Genomic DNA, 20,448 nt, shown 5'->3' with positions numbered 1-20,448 from the left:
TGGCGAAGGCCCCGGCGGACCCTCGGCAACGCTCAGCTACGGTCCCTCCCCGCCAGCCTCAGGCCGTTGAAGACCACCAGCAAGCTCGCCCCCATATCGGCGAACACCGCCATCCACATGGTGCCCAGGCCCATGACCGTGAGTGCCAGGAAAATCGCCTTGATGCCAAGCGCCAGGGCAATGTTCTGCTTCAGGATCGACGAAGTCCGCCGCGACAGCCGGATAAAGGCAGGGATCTTGCGCAGGTCGTCATCCATCAGCGCCACGTCGGCGGTCTCGATCGCCGTATCGGTCCCGGCCGCGCCCATGGCGAAGCCGATATCGGCACGGGCCAGCGCGGGCGCATCATTGACGCCGTCACCCACCATGCCCACCACGACGCGCTTGCTACCATTGCCCGGCGCTCCTTCTGCCCCCTTCACGCTCAGCGCGGCGATGGCGTCTGCCTTGTCCTGCGGCAACTGATTGCCGCGTGCCTCGTCGATCTGCACCTGCGCTGCGATGGCTTGCGCGGTATGCGGGTTGTCGCCCGACAGCATCAGCGTCTTGACGCCCAACGCGTGCAGTTCAGCCACCGCCTCGCGGCTGCTGTTCTTGACCGTGTCGGCCACGCCGAACAGCGCCTCGACGCCGTGATCCGCGCCCAGCAGCACAACGGTCTTTCCCTGCCGCTCCAGCGCTTCCAGCGTGGCCTCCAGTTCCGGCGAGCACAGCCCGCGGTCATGGATCATGCGATGGTTCCCCAGATAGTAGCTGCGCCCGTTCACGCTGCCGCTGACCCCGTACCCGGGCAGCGCCGCAAAGTCCTGCACTTCCAGCGGCACGATGCCGTGCGCACGCGCGGCGTTGACCACGGCCATCGACACCGGATGGTCGGACCGGGCAGCCAGGCTGGCCGCGATCACGCGCGCCGCATCGCTCGCGGCCGCACCTGCCGCGGCGGTTGCGCCCAGGGGCTGGAAATCGGTCTGGGCCGGCTTGCCGTGGGTGATGGTGCCGGTCTTGTCCAGCGCCAGCCATTTCAGATCCTTGCCCTGCTCCAGGTAGACGCCCCCCTTGATCAGGATGCCGCGCCGCGCCGCGGCCGCAAGGCCGCTCACGATCGTGACCGGTGTGGAGATCACCAGCGCGCACGGGCAGGCAATCACCAGCAGTACCAGCGCCTTGTAGATCCATGCGCTCCAGTCGCCGTCCATCGCCAGCGGCGGCACCACGGCCACCAGCACCGCGCCAAGGAAGACCAGCGGCGTGTAGATGCGGGCAAAGCGGTCGACAAAGCGCTGCGTGGGCGCGCGGCTGCCCTGCGCCGCCTCTACCGCGTGGATGATGCGCGCCAGCGTGGAGCCGCTGGCCGGTGCGGTGACTTCGTACTCCAGTTCGCCAGCCTGGTTGATGGTGCCGGCGAAAAGCGCATCGCCGATGGTCTTGTCGACCGGGACGCTTTCGCCGGTGATCGGTGCCTGGTCCAGCGTGGACTGGCCACGCAACACCCGCCCGTCTAGCGCTACGCGTTCGCCAGGGCGCAGGCGCACCAAGGCACCGATGGCCACCGCGCTTGCCTCCACGGGCAGCCAACTGCCGTCCGCCTGCCGCACCGTGGCCTGCTCCGGCGCCATTGCCATCAGGCCGCGCACGGCGTTGCGGGCACGGTCCAGCGACGCCGCCTCGATGCGCTCGGCCAGCGCGAACAGCACCATCACCATGGCCGCTTCCGGCCACTGCCGGATCAGCATGGCGCCGGTGACAGCGATGCTCATCAATGCGTTGATATTCAGGTTGCCATTGGACAGCGCAATCCAGCCCTTCTTGTAGACGCCCAGCCCGGCTATTGCCACTGCCGCCAGCGCCAGCAGGGGCGCAAGCCATTCCTGGCCGGGCACTTGCAGCCACTGCACAGCCTCCGCGCCGAGCGCGGCCACGCCGGCGAGTGCCAGCGGCCACCATGGCTTGGCGGCTTGCGGCGGCAGCGCCGCGGCCTGCTCCGACAGCGGCTCGGCCCTCATGCCGAGGCTCTCGATGGCCCGCACCACGGGCTCCAGGGAGTCCAGCGTATGGTGCACCGTCAGCACGCGCTGCATCAGGTTGAACTGCAGCGCGGCCACGCCGGCCATGCTGCCCAGCTTGTTGCGGATCAGGGTCTCTTCCGTGGGGCAGTCCATCGCGTCGATGCGATAGCTGGCCGCGGCTGCGCCGGCAGGAACGGCTACGGCAATCGGCGGCGTCGCGCTGGCGCTGCCGCAGCAGGCGGCGGCGCCAGCCTGAGCGTGCTGGTGGCCGTGGTCGTGGCGATGGTCGTGCTGGTGACCATGATCGTGAGCGTGGCCATGGTCGTGCTGGTGTGCTTGATCGTGCTTATGCGCGTGTTCGTGTGCATCAGAATGCCCATGACCGCAGCAAGATGGGTCACGGAGCGAAGCTTGGTCTGGCGTTGCGCTAGGCATGGCGGATTTCCCTGCTTGTTTTTGCTTACCGCCCATTTAAGACCCTGAAGCGACTACAGGGTCAAGCGCTGTCTGCACATCGGTCGATGCGAGCGCGCGAGGTCACCGTTGCGCCACGGTTTAAGCCACAGTCGCGCCAGGGTCATGCTTGCTGCCTATATAATCCGCCGCATGCGCCGTTTCCTGATCCTGCTTTTCGCCATCATGCTGCCCGTCCAGTTCGCCTGGGCCGGGGCTGCGGCGTATTGCAATCACGAAAGCACGCAGCAGGGCAACGGCTCCGCCGCAGCCAGCACCAGCTGGCATTTCGGCCACCATAGCCACGCCCATCAGGGCAAGCTCAGCCAGCACGGCAGCAATGACAGCAACGACAGCAAGAACGGCAAGGACAACATCAAGCTGCCCGACCTGGACTGCGCCGTGTGCCACTTTGCCAGCGCCCAGCTGGTCTTGCCGGACATGCCCACAAGCGCCTCGCACCACGGAGTGGCCATCAGCTACCGGGCGCTAGCCGCGTCCTACCTGTCGGCGCCCGGCGCCACCCCCGACCGCCCGCAGTGGCCGCTCGCCGCCTAAACGGCGAGACGACTCCCTTTACCTCCAGACTCTCGTCTCGCCGAACTTCCCTGGCTTTTTCCCGGTGAAATTCGATGAGAACACTTGTGATGCCGCTCGGGCTGGCGGCAGCTTTGCTCAGCCCTGCCGCGTTCGCCCAGAACGCGGCGACGACCCCATTGCCCGCAGCGCAAGCGGCGCAACAAATCCCCGAGCCCGCCGGCACGCTCACGCTGGACGATGCGCTCGCCCTCGCGGCCGGGCGCAACTTCACGCTCTCGGCCGCCGGCCATGAGCTCGATGCCGCCGAGGGCGGCATCATGCAGGCCCGCACCATCCCCAACCCGGAAGTCGCGGTGCTCTTCGAGGACAACCGCCGCGACACCCGCACCACTACGGCCCAGGTCAACCTGCCGATCGAGCTCGGCGGCAAGCGCGCCGCGCGCATCGGCGCCGCGCAGAAGGCGCGCGAGCTGGCCCAATCGCAACTGGGCGCAACGCGCACTGACCTGCGCGCGGCCGTGGTTGGCGGCTTCTTCGCGGTGGTCATCGCGCAGGAGCGCGTCAAGCTGGCGCGAGGCTCGGCCGAGATCGCCGCCAAGGGCGCACAGGCGGCAATCCGCCGCGTTGCCGCCGGCAAGATCGCGCCGCTCGAAGAGAGCAAGGCGCGCGTGGAGCAGGCCAATGCGGAACTCGAGGTCGCCGACGCCGAGGCGGCACTTGCGCTGGCACGCCAGTCGCTGGCCGGCCTTTGGGGCAGCAGCGAAGCTCGCTTCCAGGTAGCCGCCGGCAACCTGGACACCCTGCCCGCGCGGCCCGACGGCGCCAGCCTCGCCCAAGCCCTGGACAGCGCGCCGGAACTCGCAAGCCAGCGGCTGGAACTGGAACGCAGGCAGGCCATCATCGGCGTGGAGCGCAGCCGCCAGTACCCCGACCTGACCGTCAGCCTGGGCAGCAAGCGCGACAACGGCTCGGACCGCGGCACCATGCCCGTGCTGGGCGTGTCGCTGCCGCTGCCGCTGTTCGACCGCAACCAGGGCAATCTCTACACCGCACTGCGCCAGGCCGACAAAGCGGCCGACGAGTATCGCGCCACGCAGGTGCGGCTCGCCAATGAGTTGCAGCAAGCCACGCGGCAACTGAGCGTATCGCGGACCTCGGCCGACTCGCTCAAGGACACCGTGCTACCGGCCGCCCAGCAAGCCTATGAGGCCGCTACGCACGGCTTCGAAGCCGGCAAATTCAACTTCCTCGACGTGCTCGATGCGCAGCGCACCTGGTTCCAGGCGCGCATCCGCTATCTCGGCGTGGTCGCCAATGCCTATCAGGCAGCGACCACCATCGACCGCATTCTTGGCCGCTAGCACCAAAGGAATTCCATCATGGCAATCAGCAACAAGCAGAAAACGAGCATCGCCATCATCCTGGCAGGCGGCGCCATCGCCGCCGCGGGACTGATCTTCGCCGGGCGCGGCAGCGCCGACGCCACGACCGAGGCCGGCCACGCAGCAGGCGCACATAGCGAAGAGGCGGCCCACGGCGACGGCGAGCACCACGGCAGCCCGGCCAGCGCGGCGCACGGTGACGCCGCCCGGCACACCGACGGGGAGCACCACGAAACGCAAGAGAAAGAAGGCCACATCGAGATGACCCCGGCACAGGTCCAGGCGGCCGGGCTCACGCTGCGCACGGCAGGACCAGCGCACATCGAGGGCACGACATCCTTCCCCGGCGAGATCCGCTTCAACGAGGACCGCACGGCCCACGTGGTGCCGCGCGTAGCCGGTGTGGTGGAAGGCGTGTCCGCCAACCTGGGGCAACAGGTGAAGAAAGGCGATTTGCTGGCGATGCTGGCTAGCACCGCGCTGTCCGACCAGCGCAGCGAACTGCTGGCCGCGCAAAAGCGCCTGGAGCTGGCCGAGTCCACCTTCCAGCGCGAGAAGAAGCTGTGGGAGGACAAGATCTCCGCCGAGCAGGACTACCTGGCCGCGCGCACCGCGCTGCAGGAAGCCCGCATCGCCACGCAAAACGCCACGCAGAAGCTGACCGCCATCGGCGCCAGCGGCAACGCGGGCAGCGCCAGGTCGCTCAACCGCTTCGAGCTGCGCGCGCCCTTCGACGGCACCGTGGTCGAGAAGCACCTGGCGCTGGGCGAAGCCGTGGCGGCCGACGCCAACGTGTTCGTCATCTCCGACCTCAGCACGGTATGGGCCGAGTTCGTGATTGCGCCCAAGGACCTGGATCGCGTGCGGGTTGGCGAGAAGGTGAAGATCGCCTCCACCGCCTTTGACGGCAAAGCCGAAGGCACGGTCTCGTATGTCGGCTCGCTGCTGGGCCAGCAAACGCGCACCGCCACCGCCCGTGTCACGCTGGCCAACCCCAAGGCGGCCTGGCGTCCCGGCCTGTTCGTCACCGTGGGCGTGACCGACTCCAGCGCCGAGGTGCCAGTGGCGATCGAGGCCGAAGCCCTGCAGAGCAACGGCGATCAGCAGGTGGTGTTCGCTGTCGTTCCAGGCGGCTTCCAGGCGCAGCCGGTCAAGACCGGCCGCAGCGACGGCAAGCTGGTGGAGATCACCGACGGCCTGAAAGCCGGCACGCAATACGTGGCGGGCAACAGCTTCGTGATCAAGGCCGAGCTTGGCAAGGCCGGCGCCGAACATAGCCACTAAGCGGAGAATCCCTCATGTTTGAAAGACTGGTCCGCTTTGCCATCGAGCAGCGGTGGCTGGTGCTGCTGGCGGTAGTCGCCATGGCGGCGCTCGGCATCTACAACTACAGCCGTCTGCCCATCGACGCCGTGCCCGACATCACCAACGTGCAGGTGCAGGTCAACACCTCCGCACCGGGCTATTCGCCGCTGGAAACCGAGCAGCGCGTCACCTACCCGATCGAGACCGCGATGTCCGGCCTGCCGGGCCTGGAGCAAACCCGCTCGCTGTCGCGCTATGGCCTGTCGCAGGTGACGGTGATCTTCAAGGACGGCACCGATATCTATTTCGCGCGCCAGCTGGTCAACCAGCGCATCCAGGAAGCCGCGCAGAACCTGCCCGCGGGCGTTGCGCCACAGATGGGCCCGATCTCCACCGGGCTCGGCGAGATCTACCTGTGGACGGTGGAAGCCGAGGACGGCGCCAGGAAGGCCGATGGCACGCCCTACACGCCCACCGACCTGCGCGAGATCCAGGACTGGGTCATCAAGCCGCAGTTGCGCACGGTGCCCGGCGTCACCGAGATCAACTCCATCGGCGGCTTCGCCAAGGAGTACCTGGTGGCGCCCAGCCCGGAACGGATGGCCTCATACGGCCTGAGCCTGCAGGACGTGGTGGCAGCGCTGGAGAAGAACAACGCCAACGTGGGCGCCGGCTATATCGAGCGGCGCGGCGAGCAATACCTGGTGCGCGCGCCGGGGCAGGTCAGGTCCGTCGACGATATCCGCGAGATCATCGTGGGCAGCGCGCAGGGCCAGCCCATCCGCATCCGCGACCTGGCGGACGTGGGCATCGGCCGCGAACTGCGCACCGGCGCGGCCACCGATAACGGGCGCGAAGTGGTGCTGGGCACCGTCTTCATGCTGATCGGCGAGAACAGCCGTGCCGTGTCGCAAGCGGTGGACCAGCGCATGGCCGCCATCAACCGCTCGCTGCCGGCCGGCGTCAAGGCCGTCACCGTGTACGACCGCACCGTGCTGGTGGACCGCGCCATCGCCACCGTCAAGAAGAACCTGGTCGAGGGCGCGATCCTGGTGATCGTGATCCTCTTCCTGTTCCTCGGCAACCTGCGCGCCGCCATCATCACCGCGCTGGTGATCCCGCTGTCCATGCTGTTTACCTTCACCGGCATGGTGACCTACAAGATCAGCGCCAACCTGATGAGCCTGGGCGCGCTGGACTTCGGCATCATCATCGACGGCGCGGTGGTGATCGTGGAGAACTGTGTGCGGCGCCTCGCCCATGCCCAGCAACAGCACGGCCGCCCGCTCACCCGCAGCGAACGCTTCCACGAAGTCTTTGCGGCCTCGCGGGAAGCACGCCGCCCGCTGATCTTCGGCCAGCTCATCATCATGATCGTGTACATCCCGATCTTTGCGCTGACCGGCGTGGAGGGCAAGATGTTCCACCCCATGGCGATGACGGTGGTGCTGGCGCTGATCGGCGCGATGATCCTGTCGGTCACCTTCGTGCCGGCGGCCGTGGCGCTGTTTATCGGCGACAAGGTAGCCGAGAAGGAAAACCGCCTGATGCTGTGGGCCAAGCGCGCCTACGCGCCGATGCTCGGCAAGACCATCGCCAACACACCGGTGGTGCTGACCCTTGCCGCGGTGGCGGTGCTGTTGAGCGGCCTGGTGGCGACGCGGCTGGGCAGCGAGTTCATCCCCAACCTGAACGAAGGGGATTTCGCCGTGCAGGCGCTGCGCATTCCCGGCACCAGCCTCACCCAGTCGCTCGCCATGCAGCAGCAGATCGAGACGCGCCTCAAGGAGAAATTCCCCGAAATCGAGCGCGTCTTCGCCCGCACCGGCACAGCCGAGATCGCCTCGGACCCGATGCCGCCCAATGCCTCGGATGGCTACATCATGCTCAGGCCGCAGGCAAAGTGGCCCGATCCGTCCAAGACGCGCGAACAATTGCTGGCGGAGATGGAGGCCGAACTGGCAACCATCCCCGGCAACAAGTACGAGTTCTCGCAGCCGATCCAGCTGCGCTTCAACGAGCTGATCTCCGGGGTGCGCAGCGACGTGGCCGTGAAGATCTTCGGTGACGACAACGCCGTGCTGGAGGACACCGCGCAAAAGGTCGCCACCGTGCTGCGGGCCGTCCCCGGCGCAACCGAGGTCAAGGTCGAGCAGACCAGCGGCCTGCCGATGCTGACGGTGGACGTGGACCGCGCCCGCGCGGCCCGCTACGGCCTCAACATGATCGATGTGCAGGACACCGTGGCCATTGCCGTGGGCGGCAGGGACGCTGGCATCTTCTTCCAGGGCGACCGCCGCTTCAATATCGGCGTACGCCTGCCGGAAGGCATCCGTGGCGATGTGGAGGCGCTGCGCCGGCTGCCGATTCCCTTGCCCAAGGGAAATACGGCAGCCGCCAGCTATATCCCGCTGGGCGAAGTGGCCACGCTCACGCTCGCCCCGGGGCCCAATCAGGTCTCGCGCGAGAACGGCAAGCGCCGCATCGTGGTCAGCGCCAATGTGCGCGGGCGCGACGTGGGCACCTTCGTGCCCGAGGCGATGGCGTCGCTGGATCGTCAGGTCAAGGTCCCGGCGGGCTACTGGGTCACCTGGGGTGGCACCTTCGAGCAGTTGCAATCGGCCACCACGCGGCTGCAGATCGTGGTGCCCGTGGCGCTGCTGATGGTGTTCGTGCTGCTGTTTGCCATGTTCGGCAATGTGCGCGATGGCCTGCTGGTCTTTACCGGCATCCCCTTTGCGCTCACTGGCGGCATCCTGGCGCTGTGGCTGCGGGGCATTCCGCTATCGATCTCGGCGGCGGTGGGTTTTATCGCTTTGTCCGGCGTGGCTGTGCTCAACGGACTGGTGATGCTGTCCTTCATCCGCAGTCTGCGGGAAGAAGGCAAGCCGCTCGATGAAGCCATCCATACCGGTGCGCTGACCCGGCTGCGTCCCGTGCTGATGACCGCGCTGGTGGCGTCGCTGGGCTTTATCCCGATGGCGATTGCCACCGGGACCGGGGCCGAGGTACAGCGTCCGCTCGCCACGGTGGTGATAGGCGGCATCCTGTCGTCCACCGCGCTGACCCTGCTAGTGCTGCCGGTGCTGTACCGGCTGGCGCATCGGCGCGATGAGGATGAGGCTGGCGTAGCAGATGACGCAGGCAACACACGCCTGGCTGGCGGCGTCGTGGTGCCGCCGGCCTTGCCGCTCGGTTAGCCTTGCTTGCAGGAGTCCCCCTGTGCATAAGGCGCCCGGCGATGCCTGCACGATTTCCACCCGGCAGTTCATTACGCGCCCGGTGGCCGTGGTCTTGTCGGCGAGCGGTTGAACGTTTCAACAGGGCTCCTCTGGTCTGAAGAATCCAAAATGAGAATCTGAAATCTCCGAATCCTGCCGACGTTTGAAATCGATATTCTTCGCCGGGCACCGATTCTGGTCGAGCGTGCAATGCCAAAGCGCTATCGCACGCTCCCTATTTGGAAAGGACAAGAAAGAGGATGAATCATGCGCATTTTTGTGCCAGATGCAGTCTGCCATTGAGCCGTTGCGCTGGCTGCGCGGCGCCGTCCCAGATAATCATCTGGCGGCGCTTGAGGTGTGCGCGCAGTGCCTTGAGGAAATCCACGATCTGTGCGCTCTTGATCGCGCCGTCGTAAATGCGGAACAGGCAGTTGTGATAACTCAGGCCCGCGATGGCCGAGACATGTTTCCAGTTGCAATGAAACCGGATGACTGGCGTTTGTCCTTCCGGAGCCCAGGTGCACGCGCGTGGGTCGTTACGAGAGCCCAAACTCGTCAATGAAGACAATCGGCCGTTGCTCCCGCATACACTTTTTGAGCGCGGGCCAGGTCTTTTGCTTCCACACCAACACGGCGTCCTCGTCGCGTTCGATAGCGCGTCGGTCTGGCCGTTGGGCGAGAAGCCGAGCGAATCCAGGATGCGCCTGACACGGGCTTCGTTGTATGACACCCCGAAGCTTTGATCGATGAGTAGGCGCACCCGTTTGAGCGTCCACAGTTCGGTGTCAAGCCATGCTCGGTGGGGCGCTGCAGCAAGGCACGACACAACTCGCGCTGGGCGTCGTCGAGCAACAACGACCGTCCACGGGCCATGGCGCGCAGCGCGTCAACCGGATGGTCTGCGGGGTAACCGCACACTCATAGTCGCGCGCGTCATTGCGGGTGGGAGCCGGAAGCCTGGCGATGGCCTCGTCGCGGCCGGAGCGGACGAAGTGTCGCACGGCGGTAAAGCCGCTGCCGTCGGCGCGCATGCAGAAAAGAAAACTTTCGTTCGTTGAGCACAGCCCCAAGCCAGCGGGCGGTCCAGATGCTCGAACAGGATCTGGCGTTCGTTCTCGTGCACGCTGTGCAGCGAAGCAGCGAACATGATTGCCCCGCCGTGCACCCTGAGCACGCACGCGTTGTTAAGTGTGGCGACAATCTCAGTTCATTTATTTTTTGCTGAAAACAAGAACTATCCTGTTTCGCTAAAGGGAAATTCTGGCGAATATCTGCTGACGCACACGCGCCATACCGGGGTTTTGGCGGCCAATATGACTTTCATGGAACCACGCCTGCCCGCCTCAATCCACCCAAGCTAGGCCTCAGCAAGCCTTGTAGGCAGCATGTGGATGAGGCTTGTGACGAGGCGGTCGAGGTTTGTCGCGATCGGATCGTACTCGATGGGTGCGTGTTGCGATCAGCGCAGCTTTGGCCCAGGGCAGGCCATGCAAAGCAACAGGCTGGACACATTCGAGTGCGGAGATGGCGTAGGTACGATTGATTCGATAGTCCGAACCGATGTCATGCTCTTGCGCAGCGGTAAAGCAGCACAGGGCGTGTAGGTTGTCACAGAGAACTTTGGAGCCGAATTCCTGTATAGCGGCCAACCGTGGGGGTCAGACAGGTGTTCGAACAGGATCTGGCGTTCGTTCTCGTGCACGCTGTGCAACGACGCGGTGAGCATGATCTCGGCCCCGGGGAGATACAGGCCGAAGGCCAGATGATCGCGGGTGGCCGATCGAGGGACATGGCTGTGACGGATGGCAAAACGCAAGTACGAGGCAACAGCGGCGATCAACTGGAAGCATGCCAGCGCGGGAAATAGGCACAGACGCACTGGAGTAGCCAGTCATTGAGACGAGCGAAGACATCGCCACTGAGCTTGCTGCGGGCCTGAGCAAAGGCCTGCTCGCTAACCTGCCGACACAGAGTGCTCTGGCGAGTGAGTGGGCGAAGAATTGACCGAGTTCTGCTTGGACGTTCATGCGCATGGTGCCGAGCAGGAAGGCGATCAGCGGCGGCAGGGAGAGCTTGCGCTGCCGGGTGAAAGCCGCGGGACGCTTGGGATGGCTGGCGAGGTCGTGAACGGTCTTGGTGTGCAGATAGTCGGCAAGGGCGGCGAACAGTTTGGACAGGGACATGAGGGCCAAGCGAAGATCGAGAAACGATCCGCTATTGGCCACTGTCCTTGCCTGTCATGACCTTGCGTTGATCAATCGCGGCCTTTTTGGGGACCATGCAGGCGCGCAGCGCGAGGTCCTTCAGAGCAGCTATCTCGACTCAATGGGAGCGATCAAATGCAACTTAACTGGTGACAGGAGGGCCTCAATGACTCTGAAGTAACTGCCATCTCACCTTTTCAAACCAATCAACGGATAGGAGGCAATATGAGCGCGATTTTGAATATTGGGAGCAGCGTTGATAATTTTTTGTATCCAGATGAATTGGATCGATATCAACATGAAGGAGTTATCGGTAAATTTAGAGACGAGTGGGATATTGACGACAAGGAAGCTCTCGACATATTTTCGGAGATGAAGAAATTTCTTTATGTGTCACATTACGCACAAAAACAATGCATGGAACTAGAAATTGATGAGCCACTTTTAATGATAGATAAAATGTGGCACCATTTCATTCTATTCACCAGTGATTACGAGAAATTTTGCAATCGCTTCTTTGGAAAGATGCTGCATCATATACCATTCTGCTCCGAACACTTGACACAGAAAATCAAAACGCTGTCAAAAAACGGGATAACGTTAAACGAATATAAGCGCGACAGACTGGAAAAACAAATCCAAGTCATTATATCGACTTTCGGCTTCTACACATTAAAAAAATGGTATGTTCACTATGGCAACAAATACTCTCCAGATAAGGTTAACATGCTGCAGCGACCGGTTTATCACGGGGATTTAGATAAACTGGGCTCACCAATCGAGCAGAAAACTGCAGATAAAATGACGGCCGGCGAGCTAATTAATTGCCTAATTCAGCAGACATCCCCATCAATGTACTGTGGCGGCAGTAGTTGTGGAATGTACTGCACATGCAATTCAGGCAACCTTTATACCTAAAACTCTCGACAGAGATTAAGTGTGACGCCCAAGATCTTGTGAAATTTCACATGGATCTTGGGGGAAATAAGCCGCGGAGTCGACAATTGGAAGAAAAAACGAATGCATCACATTACCTTTTGCTGCTATTGGTTCGCTATAAATACCACTTCTTTAGCGTAGTCACTTTAGCATGCCTAACTGCGATATTGAACACATCGTTCGGAGCTATGCTGAAATGGCTTACAGATGGCCTACAAAAAGGATCATCCAGCGTACTATTTCCTTTTATATCCTTGTTCGCACTGCAAAGATTTCTCCTTCCAATTACGGGCGCTAGCGGCGCATTGATATCAAATAGGCTAGCAAACAAAATTGAGAGTGACATTCGAAAGAGCTGGTATGAGTACGTTGTTGGCTTAGACTACGGCAGCTCCAAGCTAAAAAATTCAGGAGAATACCAAAAAAAAATGCAGGAAGCCGTCGCTTCAGTTAGAACTCTATTAAACAACACATTAAGATCACTTCTATCCATAACCTTAGATGTCATATCCATCACTCTATTTGCCATTTTTTTTATAGGCGCGAAGGCGGGACTTCTTTTACTTTTCTTCGCCATATTTTATTCAGCATTTGTTATCAAATCGACAAGAAAGAGAATGCCAGTCATGAAAGAAATTGCGCAGTCAGATGCCGAATGCGCTGCTTTTATGCACGATAGCTTTATAAACTCAGGCGTAATATCCCCGGATGTTCGGAAAAATAGAGTTAACCAACATGAGATCTTGCTTTCAAAACTAGAAGGCAGGAAGAATTTCAATTCCAGGAAATTATTTTTCGATAGTTCTTTTTCTGCTGTAATTTGCCTATCTGCGTCCTTCTTTTTGCTAACCGCATACTATCAAGAAGGATCAACCTCGATTGGCGTTATCATTATGCTAGCAACCAGCCTGGCGCAATTAATAGTCCAAATCAATACACTCGGATTCAATTATCGCAGCATCCTAAGCGCCAGAATCGACATTATGCGGATTTCCGACGGCCTGAAAATTAAAGAAAAATCCAATTCGGGCGCCGCCCCTCCGATCTTTGGCGCAAAAAACTATATATTTTCATTTCAAGAATTTATGGCTTCCGATGTTTCCGCAGACAACACACCGTCAATACATGGATCAATCAGCCTCAATTATGGAATGATAAATACCTTACGAGGAACCAGCGGCATCGGCAAGAGTACCGCTGCGCGCGCGATGCGCGGGGAACTTCGTGCTTCGGCGAGGCAATTGCTTATTAATGGTATGGATTCAAGCGGCATACAGGCAGATATCCTTCTGGAAAAAATTGGTTATGTTTCCCAGGACAACACCATTTTTAACGAATCAATAATTAAGAATTTACGGTATGGAAAAAGCAACGCAACGCAGAATGAAATCGTTGAATCTCTTTCAAAGGTCGGATTGGGAAAATTCAGCAACAGCCTTGAATTCGTAGTTGGAGAGAAGGGAGGACTTCTCTCCGGAGGAGAGCGGCAACGGCTAGTTATAGCTAGGGGATTGCTGCAAGATTGTGAAATTCTGATACTTGACGAACCATTTTCAGGACTGGACGAAGAAATGGCTTATGAGCTCGCGGGCACCATAGTGAGCTTGGCGTGCGAGATGTGCATCTTTGTGATAATGCATCAGCGCCCGGAACCGCTCTTTGGCCATAACTCCAAAATTAATCAGCACACCATGGAAGAAAAAGGGGGAAGAGTTTATATTTCAAACTTGGAGGAAAAATTTTGAATTCTCTTAATTTCCTGACCGATGAGTTGCATATCAGACCTTACATTTTTGAATCTCCTGCGACCGAAGAGATTACAACATGGAGCGAAATTAATTCCCTTTTGTCTAGCGGGATAATTGATTACCCAAGAGTAAGGATTATCGGCGCAAATAATGAATATAGCAAAAGCTATAGCGGATTTTTGCGCTATTCATTTTCGGAGAGAGGCGAGAGGCGACCCCAGCTCGTTCCTGGAGTCATTCATAAGACAATGCGGGATGGATGTGCGGTAATAATTGATCGGTGCGAAGCGTTTCTTCCTGGGGTTAGATCTCTGGTTAGTGAAATAAGTTCTACTTTATGCTGTCAGGCGTGGGCTAACCTGTATGTTTCTCCGAAGGGGCCAAGTGGATTTGGTTGCCATTTTGACGACCATGACATCTTCGCAATACAAATTCACGGTAGTAAACGATGGTCGATTCATCCTCCTACGTATCACGCGCCAAACCGGGGGGACAAGAGCTTCCACTTGACATCACCCAAGGGCAAGCCACTGAGAGAACACGTGCTTTCCGCTGGGGATGGCCTGTATCTGCCGTTTGGCTATTGGCACGATGTCGAGACGGTAACTGAAATCTCCATGCATGTGACGATTGGTCTGGATTTTGCTAGAAAGCTAGACGCCTTTGAATTAATTTACGATGAACTTGCCAAAGACAGATTCTTCCGAGATAAAATAGATTATTCGAATACCTTGGTTGAGGCTCGCGAATTTAAAGATCGGTTGGTTGAAGCGATACGAGATTTAGAAATGGAGAGCTTCCTTTCGAGACTGCGCGAACAACGTCTCGACAAGCGCCAAAAATTCAATCTCCCAAAATTTTAGGATACACCATGGATAGTTATAAATTTGATTTAATTAAGTTCTCCTCAGAAGTCCGCGAACTACTTAAAAGTGAATTGGAAATTTCGGTTGGAAATATGGAAGTTGTTCCATTCGGGGAAAAATTGTACAAATTGGTGAGAGCCCATGCGTACAATGAAGGCGTGCAAGACGCTCAGCGTTTGTTGGATAGAAAACTGTCAGATATATCTGAACAACTTGATTTGTTGCTTCAGCATGAATAGTAAATATTTACTAAAACAAATAAGGGAGGTTTGGATTGACGCTTATCTAAATGGTGAGGTGGACTGGCTCTCATATTTGGAGTCCCCTTCATTCTTCATCAAAAGAGGCGAAGAACTTATATCCAAATCTGAACAAATATCCTATATAAAAAGAAGTAGATCTAAATTTCCCACAAAAAAACAAGAGGGAGTAGAGTTTAGAGAATCAATTATCGAAATTCGAGAACATAATGGCTGGTCCACTATCTTTGGATCCGCCTCCTTCAAGAGAAACGGAGAGATCGTTAGTCAATGTAATTTCTTTGAACTGTGGCTAATTATCGAGGAACGCTGGCAGATCGCGTCGTTGTGTATCGAGGATTTCGATCAGGCTAGCGAAGCGTAACGATGACGCATATGCGCCATGGAGATGGTCAATCTATGTCAAACGTCTTGGCTTTCAACGGTAATTATGGAGGGGCAAGAAAAGGCTCTGATTTTCTGCAGCACCTTGAACGCCGTCCTCCGGAACTTTGGTATCAGGGTAAGCTGGTCGAGAATGTTCGTAATTTTGAGCCTATCAGAAATGGCGTAGAGACTCTGGCTGCACTATATGATTATCAATGGAGTCACAGTGATCGGATGCTTGAGACCTTTGATGGTAAGAAGGTGAGCCGATCGTTTTCAATTCCAAAAGAAAAGAGCGACCTCTTTGCATTAGGCAAGGCGCTTCTCACTAGCGCGAAGTTTAGCCAAGGTATGCTTGGCCGAGAGCCCGCTTATTTAAACAGGTCAATTGCCTCATTCGCTGGAAGCGCTGATTTTTTCGATATTGGCGGTAAGATTTTTTCGAATAATATTAAGGAATATTTCAGATTTGTTCGCGACAACGATCTTTCTCTAACGCACACAATATTGAATCCCAGGGTAAATCGTCGAGTCGGACCTGCTTTTCAACATGATCCAACAGTAGCGGCCCACGTAACCAAGGAATCAGATTCCGGCATCTTTGTTACCGGGGCTCGGCTAGTGGCAACTCTTCCTTTTGCTGATGAAATCGCAGTTTTCCCGGCGCGGCTGATGGATGTATCGGATGCATCTAAGGATTACGCATTTGCTTTTGTGCTGCCTACCAATTGCAAGGGGTTAAAATTCATTTGTCGTGATTCGATTGATTACGGACTCGGTCGCAACAATCATCCACTCAGTGCGAGATATGAGGAGATGGATGCAGTAGCGCTATTTGACAGTGCTTTTATTCCCTGGGAAAGAGTTTTTTGTTATCGTGATATAGATGTTTGTAATCAATTTTACGATGCCACTGGGGCTACCGCACACGTTACATACCAGGTTGTATGCAAGAATATAGTCAAGATCGAGTTCTTTTTGGGATTGATCTCACTTATGATACGCGGATCTGGGTTGGAGGCATTTCAGCACATTCATGAGAAAATGGCCGAAATTTGGGCCGGATGGCAGGCGATGAAGGCTTTCAAGTCCGCATCTGAGGCTGGGGCAAGATTAAATGATTTTGGTATGCTTGTTCCGGATTGGAGCCCATTGGAAGCGGCTAGATTTATGTTTCCTCGCCTATACCCTAGGATGGTGGAGATAGTTCAACAAATAGGAGCCAGTGGCCTGGTTACTTTGCCAACGAGTGAGGATTTGGATGGGCCATTACGTGATGAAATTGATAAGTATTTTCAAAGTGTAAGACTGGAGGCAGCTGAGAAGATTGATTTGTACCGGTTGGCTTGGGATGCCTCGGTTTCTGCGTTTGCGGGCCGACAGGTACTATATGAAAGATTTTTCTTTGGTGATCCTGTGCACATGGCAACACGTATATTTCGGAATAATAAATGCTCTGAGTTGATGGAACGAGTTAATAATTTTATCCGCGATAATGGTGTTTAGGCTTGAAACCGATGCATATCGGCTGCATATTTTTTGACGCCGAGGCGGATCCCACAATACAAAATCGACTCACTCAGCGAGTTTTCTCTTCCAAACGGATGAACGATCCGCTCTCCACAGCTTCCTTGGTTAGACCCGAGAAGAGGTCAGTTGTGTAATTCTCCTAACGGTCGTCGATCGCGTCTGGGTAATCCGCTCCGAGCAATCCGTAAAGTTTGGTGGAGTAAAGCAGTTACGAAATAATCCATTGACTGGAATTGCATGGAGACGGCGAATTCGAGGCGTGAATCCTGCAAATTCTGGCGCGTTCTGGGTCAACAGCGCGTACCGTAGAGCTATTCAAGCGGCGTCAGCTAAGCAAATTCACCGGCCAGCGTTGGAACTCTCGATCAGCTTCAGGTCGCGGCGTTCGGCGGCATGCTCCTTCTTAGCGAACTGACAGGACGGAATTTTAACGCCCTAGGGCCTGCCGGTGCTTGCGATATTCGCTGTCGGCGCCAGACTGTCTACCGTGTGTGGGTGGTACGGTTATCTCCACCGGCGCTGCCCTATCTATCTCCTCCTCCGGATTTCTCGTCGTCCGAAGTCCGATGCTCAAGTAACACTATATGTGTGTTGACGATGTTCGGTTTCTTTGCCACTACAAATAAAGGTCAGTATGGTTTACGCCGCTTTTCGGTTTATCCGTGCTCTATCTGCATTCATTCTTTGTGCGTCCTTTGCGTCTAGCTGCGCTCACGGGGAAACTGGTTGGATATTACCTAGCACGTCGATTATTTATGGCCCCGGTGTAATTACATTTGATGCGGCTATATCAAAATCACTTTTTGTTGCGGACAAACTACCTATGCGTCTGGATAATTTGTCGATAACAGCACCGGATGGAAAAAAAATCAATACTATCAATTCTTTTAAATTAAGAAGACGCAGCGTTTTTGATCTGTATTTTCGACAAATCGGCACCTATAGAGTGAGCGTTGCGGTCAAAGAGATATCTGCCACTTGGAAGGGTAAGAATGGTCGAGATGAAAGTATTCGAGGCACTGTTGAGCAAGTCCTTAGCAAACTGCCGGCGGATGCGGAGTTTGTTGTTTTGACTGAGCGCCTTCACCGAAATGAGACTTTCGTGACCGTCGGTCAGCCGTCGGACGTAGCCCCTGTTGGCTCTGGACTCGAGTTGGGGTTTGTGGAAACGGACGCGTCGACTTTTCGAGTCAAAGGGAATGGATCTCGATTCGTGTTTCTGATCGATGGAAAGCCCGCTGCCAAAGTCTTGGTGACAGTCACACGTGGAGGCATGCAGTGGCGTGACAGAGTGGAAGCGCGTGAGTTCATCACCGATACCGCGGGTCAGTTCTCTGTTGATTGGCCTGAGGCTGGGTTCTACTTGCTGGACGCCCAGGCGATTGACGACAAAACCACCATCCCGAAAGCCAAAGAGCGCATCCTGACTTACACGGCCACGTTCGAGGTGCTGCCCTTAAGACCCACCCCTCCGGTGATCAAGCGGCACGTCCAGCCTTGAGGACAAGCATGGTCGAATAGTGGCATCGCGCCTCGCAGCCAGGGCAACCTAGCCTATCGTCTTGGCGCTTGGCTCCACGCGGATGTTCTGCGAAGCGCGCGGGGGCAACGCGAGCCACCAATTTTCTCGCGGCCCGGTAAAGCTGGCTCGGCGTGGGTCGATCATAGGCACGCCGGAGTTCGGCTAGGACAGCGATGATCATGTCAGCGTAGGTCGCCCTGATATCCGCATACGGTGAGAGTTCGATTTCGCTTGTATCCAACTCATGTGGGATTCACACCGCGGTGGCGATCACACTCAGCTGAGCGCCACCGCGCCGAAGGCCAGGAGCGTGCGCGTGGCTGACTCAACAAACGGATTTTACTGTTGAGCACCGACTTGAGACGCCGAATCAGGTTATCGATGCGCCAGCGCCGCCAGTATAGGCGCGGGGCCGTGATGTGCGAGGCCGGTACACTAGTCAGCGGGCTGACACAGTGTCGCCATCCTCCAAACCAGCGCCAACGCCCGTTGTAGCGCCGGGCGCGCCATCACTGTAATTGGGCTCTGATCGAGAAGGCGTTCCACCTCTGCGCCGAGTACAAAGCCATCGCCTCCGACTCCAATTTGATAGAACCGAAGTTTCCTGATTTTCGCCACATTGAAGGCGGTGGCTCCTAACCCCTGCGTGTCGAGTCTGCCGCGGACCCGGCATATTGCGTCGGAAACTCCAGCTCCGCCACCGTCTCGCCGGGCCGGCTGCGCATGCTCACACTGCCCCCATGCAGCCGCATGATCGTATCCACGATGGCCAGCCCAAGGCCGGTCGAACCCGCCGAATTGCTGCGCGCGGGGTCGCCTCGGTAAAAACGCCCGAACACATGCGGCAGCGCCTCGGCGGCAATGCCGGCGCCACCATTGCTCACCTGGATCCGGGTAGCGGCGGTGTCCGCCACTACCCGGATGTCCACGGCGCTGCCCGCGGGCGCATGCCGCAAGGCATTGTCGACGAGGTTGGTCACCGCGCGCCGCAGCAGCGTCTGGTCAGCACGCACGGCGCCCTGGCCTGCAAGTTGCACCTTGATGTCGCGGTCCGCCGCCACGGCTTCGTAGTACTCGGCAACCTTGTCCAGCTCCGCGCGCGCGTCCAGCTCTCGCATCTTCATGGCCACCTGGGCATGGTCCGCGCGCGCAAGGAACAGCATGTTCTCGATCATGCGGGCCAGCCGTTCGTATTCTTCCAGGTTGGATTCCAGCAGGTTCTCGTACTCCTGCACCGGGCGGCTATGGCCCAGCGTGACCTGGGTCTGGCCGATCAGGTTGCTGATGGGCGTACGAAAATCGTGCGCCAGGTCGGCAGAGAATTCGGAGAGCCGATGGAAGCCGTCTTCCAGCCGTGCCAGCATGTCGTTCAGCGCGGCGACAAGCGCGCGCAGCTCGGTGGGCGCCTGGCCGGCATCGAGCCGCGTGGCGAGCCGGCTCATGGTGACGGCGGAAGCGTCCTGCGCCATGCGCCTGAGCGGGCGCAGGCCACGCCTGGCCAGCAGGTATCCCAGCCCCGCCGCGACCGCTGCGCCGCATAGCGTTGCCCACAGCATCTGCGTCTGGTAGGCCTTCATCAGCGCCACGCGGTACCCGGCATCACGCAGCACCACGATCTCGACCGCGCGCTCGGAATCCCCCAACTGCCCCAGCGCGGAGATGCCGCGCGAGGCGACGCCATTGCGGGGATACCAGGTATGCAGCTGGGATTTGTCGGGCGGTGTGGCCGCGGGCAGGACTGGCAATGCCGGCACCGGCTCATGGCGCGGGTTCAGGGTGACCAGCGGCTCGCCGCCGCTGCCACGCACCAGCAGGATCAATCCTTCATGGCCCAGTGCGAGATCGGCGAAGCGATGCGTGTCGGCACGGATCTCCGCCTCCGAGCCCACCTCGCGCAGCAGATGGCGCACCAGCAGCACTTCGCTGACCAGCTCGCTCTCGTCGCGATCCTGCAACTGGGCGGCAAGCGCGCTTGCCAGGTAGGTGCCAACGGCCACCAGGATAGCCACGGTGGCGGCGCCGTAGGCCAGCGCCAGCCGTGCCGTGAGCGATGCCGGCAGGCGGAGTACGGCGCGGATCAAGCGGCGGCCCCTGACATGGACC

The 20,448-nt window shown here is 58.4% G+C and carries 14 protein-coding genes and 1 pseudogene; 12 read left to right on the top strand and 3 right to left on the bottom strand.

What is annotated here, in order from left to right; all coding sequences use genetic code 11:
• Positions 1-32 precede the first annotated feature (32 nt).
• On the bottom strand, positions 33-2,441 hold the full coding sequence (locus tag F7R26_RS27255; protein WP_170301883.1) for a heavy metal translocating P-type ATPase: 2,409 nt from the start codon (positions 2,439-2,441) through the stop codon (positions 33-35).
• 171 nt (positions 2,442-2,612) lie between these two features.
• Here F7R26_RS27255 and czcI point away from each other — a divergent pair, with 171 nt between their 5' ends.
• The 4 genes from czcI to F7R26_RS27230 all read left to right on the top strand — a co-directional run bounded on the left by czcI (position 2,613) and on the right by F7R26_RS27230 (position 8,886).
• On the top strand, positions 2,613-3,017 hold the full coding sequence (gene czcI / locus F7R26_RS27245) for a cation efflux protein, CzcI family (RefSeq protein WP_241754749.1): 405 nt from the start codon (positions 2,613-2,615) through the stop codon (positions 3,015-3,017).
• Between the two features lie 74 nt (positions 3,018-3,091).
• Positions 3,092-4,360, top strand: coding sequence for a TolC family protein (locus tag F7R26_RS27240; RefSeq protein WP_150986567.1), 1,269 nt, complete (start codon positions 3,092-3,094; stop codon positions 4,358-4,360).
• An 18-nt stretch (positions 4,361-4,378) separates the two neighbouring features.
• A complete protein-coding gene (locus tag F7R26_RS27235; RefSeq protein WP_150986568.1) occupies positions 4,379-5,665 on the top strand; it encodes an efflux RND transporter periplasmic adaptor subunit in 1,287 nt (428 codons plus the stop codon).
• A gap of 14 nt (positions 5,666-5,679) precedes the next feature.
• Entirely contained in the window at positions 5,680-8,886 is a 3,207-nt protein-coding gene (locus tag F7R26_RS27230; RefSeq protein WP_241754748.1) for a CusA/CzcA family heavy metal efflux RND transporter, read from the top strand.
• Between the two features lie 346 nt (positions 8,887-9,232).
• Here the strand turns inward: F7R26_RS27230 and F7R26_RS27225 are convergent.
• Positions 9,233-9,801, bottom strand: a pseudogene (locus F7R26_RS27225) (IS630 family transposase); the annotation flags it as partial.
• A 254-nt stretch (positions 9,802-10,055) separates the two neighbouring features.
• Here F7R26_RS27225 and F7R26_RS27220 point away from each other — a divergent pair.
• The 8 genes from F7R26_RS27220 (at position 10,056) to F7R26_RS27185 (ending at position 18,324) form a co-directional block, all read left to right on the top strand.
• Positions 10,056-10,271 carry a hypothetical protein gene (locus tag F7R26_RS27220; RefSeq protein WP_170301885.1) on the top strand — a complete coding sequence of 72 codons (216 nt, stop codon included), beginning with the start codon at positions 10,056-10,058 and terminating at the stop codon, positions 10,269-10,271.
• A gap of 627 nt (positions 10,272-10,898) precedes the next feature.
• Positions 10,899-11,153, top strand: coding sequence for a hypothetical protein (locus tag F7R26_RS27215; RefSeq protein ID WP_170301886.1), 255 nt, complete (start codon positions 10,899-10,901; stop codon positions 11,151-11,153).
• 186 nt (positions 11,154-11,339) lie between these two features.
• Positions 11,340-12,032, top strand: a complete 693-nt coding sequence (locus F7R26_RS27210; RefSeq protein WP_150986570.1) for a glycine-rich domain-containing protein — start codon at positions 11,340-11,342, stop codon at positions 12,030-12,032.
• A gap of 86 nt (positions 12,033-12,118) precedes the next feature.
• A complete protein-coding gene (locus F7R26_RS27205; RefSeq protein ID WP_170301887.1) occupies positions 12,119-13,798 on the top strand; it encodes an ATP-binding cassette domain-containing protein in 1,680 nt (559 codons plus the stop codon).
• Complete coding sequence (locus tag F7R26_RS27200) at positions 13,795-14,664, top strand: JmjC domain-containing protein (protein WP_170301888.1); 870 nt, start codon at positions 13,795-13,797, stop codon at positions 14,662-14,664. Before F7R26_RS27205 ends, F7R26_RS27200 begins: the two co-directional genes overlap by 4 nt.
• A gap of 8 nt (positions 14,665-14,672) precedes the next feature.
• The gene (locus F7R26_RS27195) at positions 14,673-14,906 is read left to right on the top strand and encodes a DUF2164 family protein (RefSeq protein WP_150986573.1); all 234 of its coding nucleotides are present in this window, start codon (positions 14,673-14,675) and stop codon (positions 14,904-14,906) included.
• 420 nt (positions 14,907-15,326) lie between these two features.
• Positions 15,327-16,799 carry a 4-hydroxyphenylacetate 3-monooxygenase, oxygenase component gene (gene hpaB / locus F7R26_RS27190; protein ID WP_150986574.1) on the top strand — a complete coding sequence of 491 codons (1,473 nt, stop codon included), beginning with the start codon at positions 15,327-15,329 and terminating at the stop codon, positions 16,797-16,799.
• Positions 16,800-17,457: 658 nt separating this feature from the next.
• Positions 17,458-18,324 carry a DUF4198 domain-containing protein gene (locus F7R26_RS27185; protein ID WP_150986575.1) on the top strand — a complete coding sequence of 289 codons (867 nt, stop codon included), beginning with the start codon at positions 17,458-17,460 and terminating at the stop codon, positions 18,322-18,324.
• Between the two features lie 656 nt (positions 18,325-18,980).
• On the opposite strand, the gene F7R26_RS27180 is transcribed toward F7R26_RS27185, so the two are convergent.
• On the bottom strand, positions 18,981-20,426 hold the full coding sequence (locus F7R26_RS27180) for a heavy metal sensor histidine kinase (protein ID WP_150986576.1): 1,446 nt from the start codon (positions 20,424-20,426) through the stop codon (positions 18,981-18,983).
• Positions 20,427-20,448: the final 22 nt, after the last annotated feature.

The sequence above is a fragment of the Cupriavidus basilensis genome (genome assembly GCF_008801925.2).
Classification (GTDB): Bacteria; Pseudomonadota; Gammaproteobacteria; order Burkholderiales; family Burkholderiaceae; genus Cupriavidus; species Cupriavidus basilensis.
The sequence above is the reverse complement of the archived record's forward strand: the minus strand, read 5'-3'. Positions and strand labels throughout refer to the sequence as shown.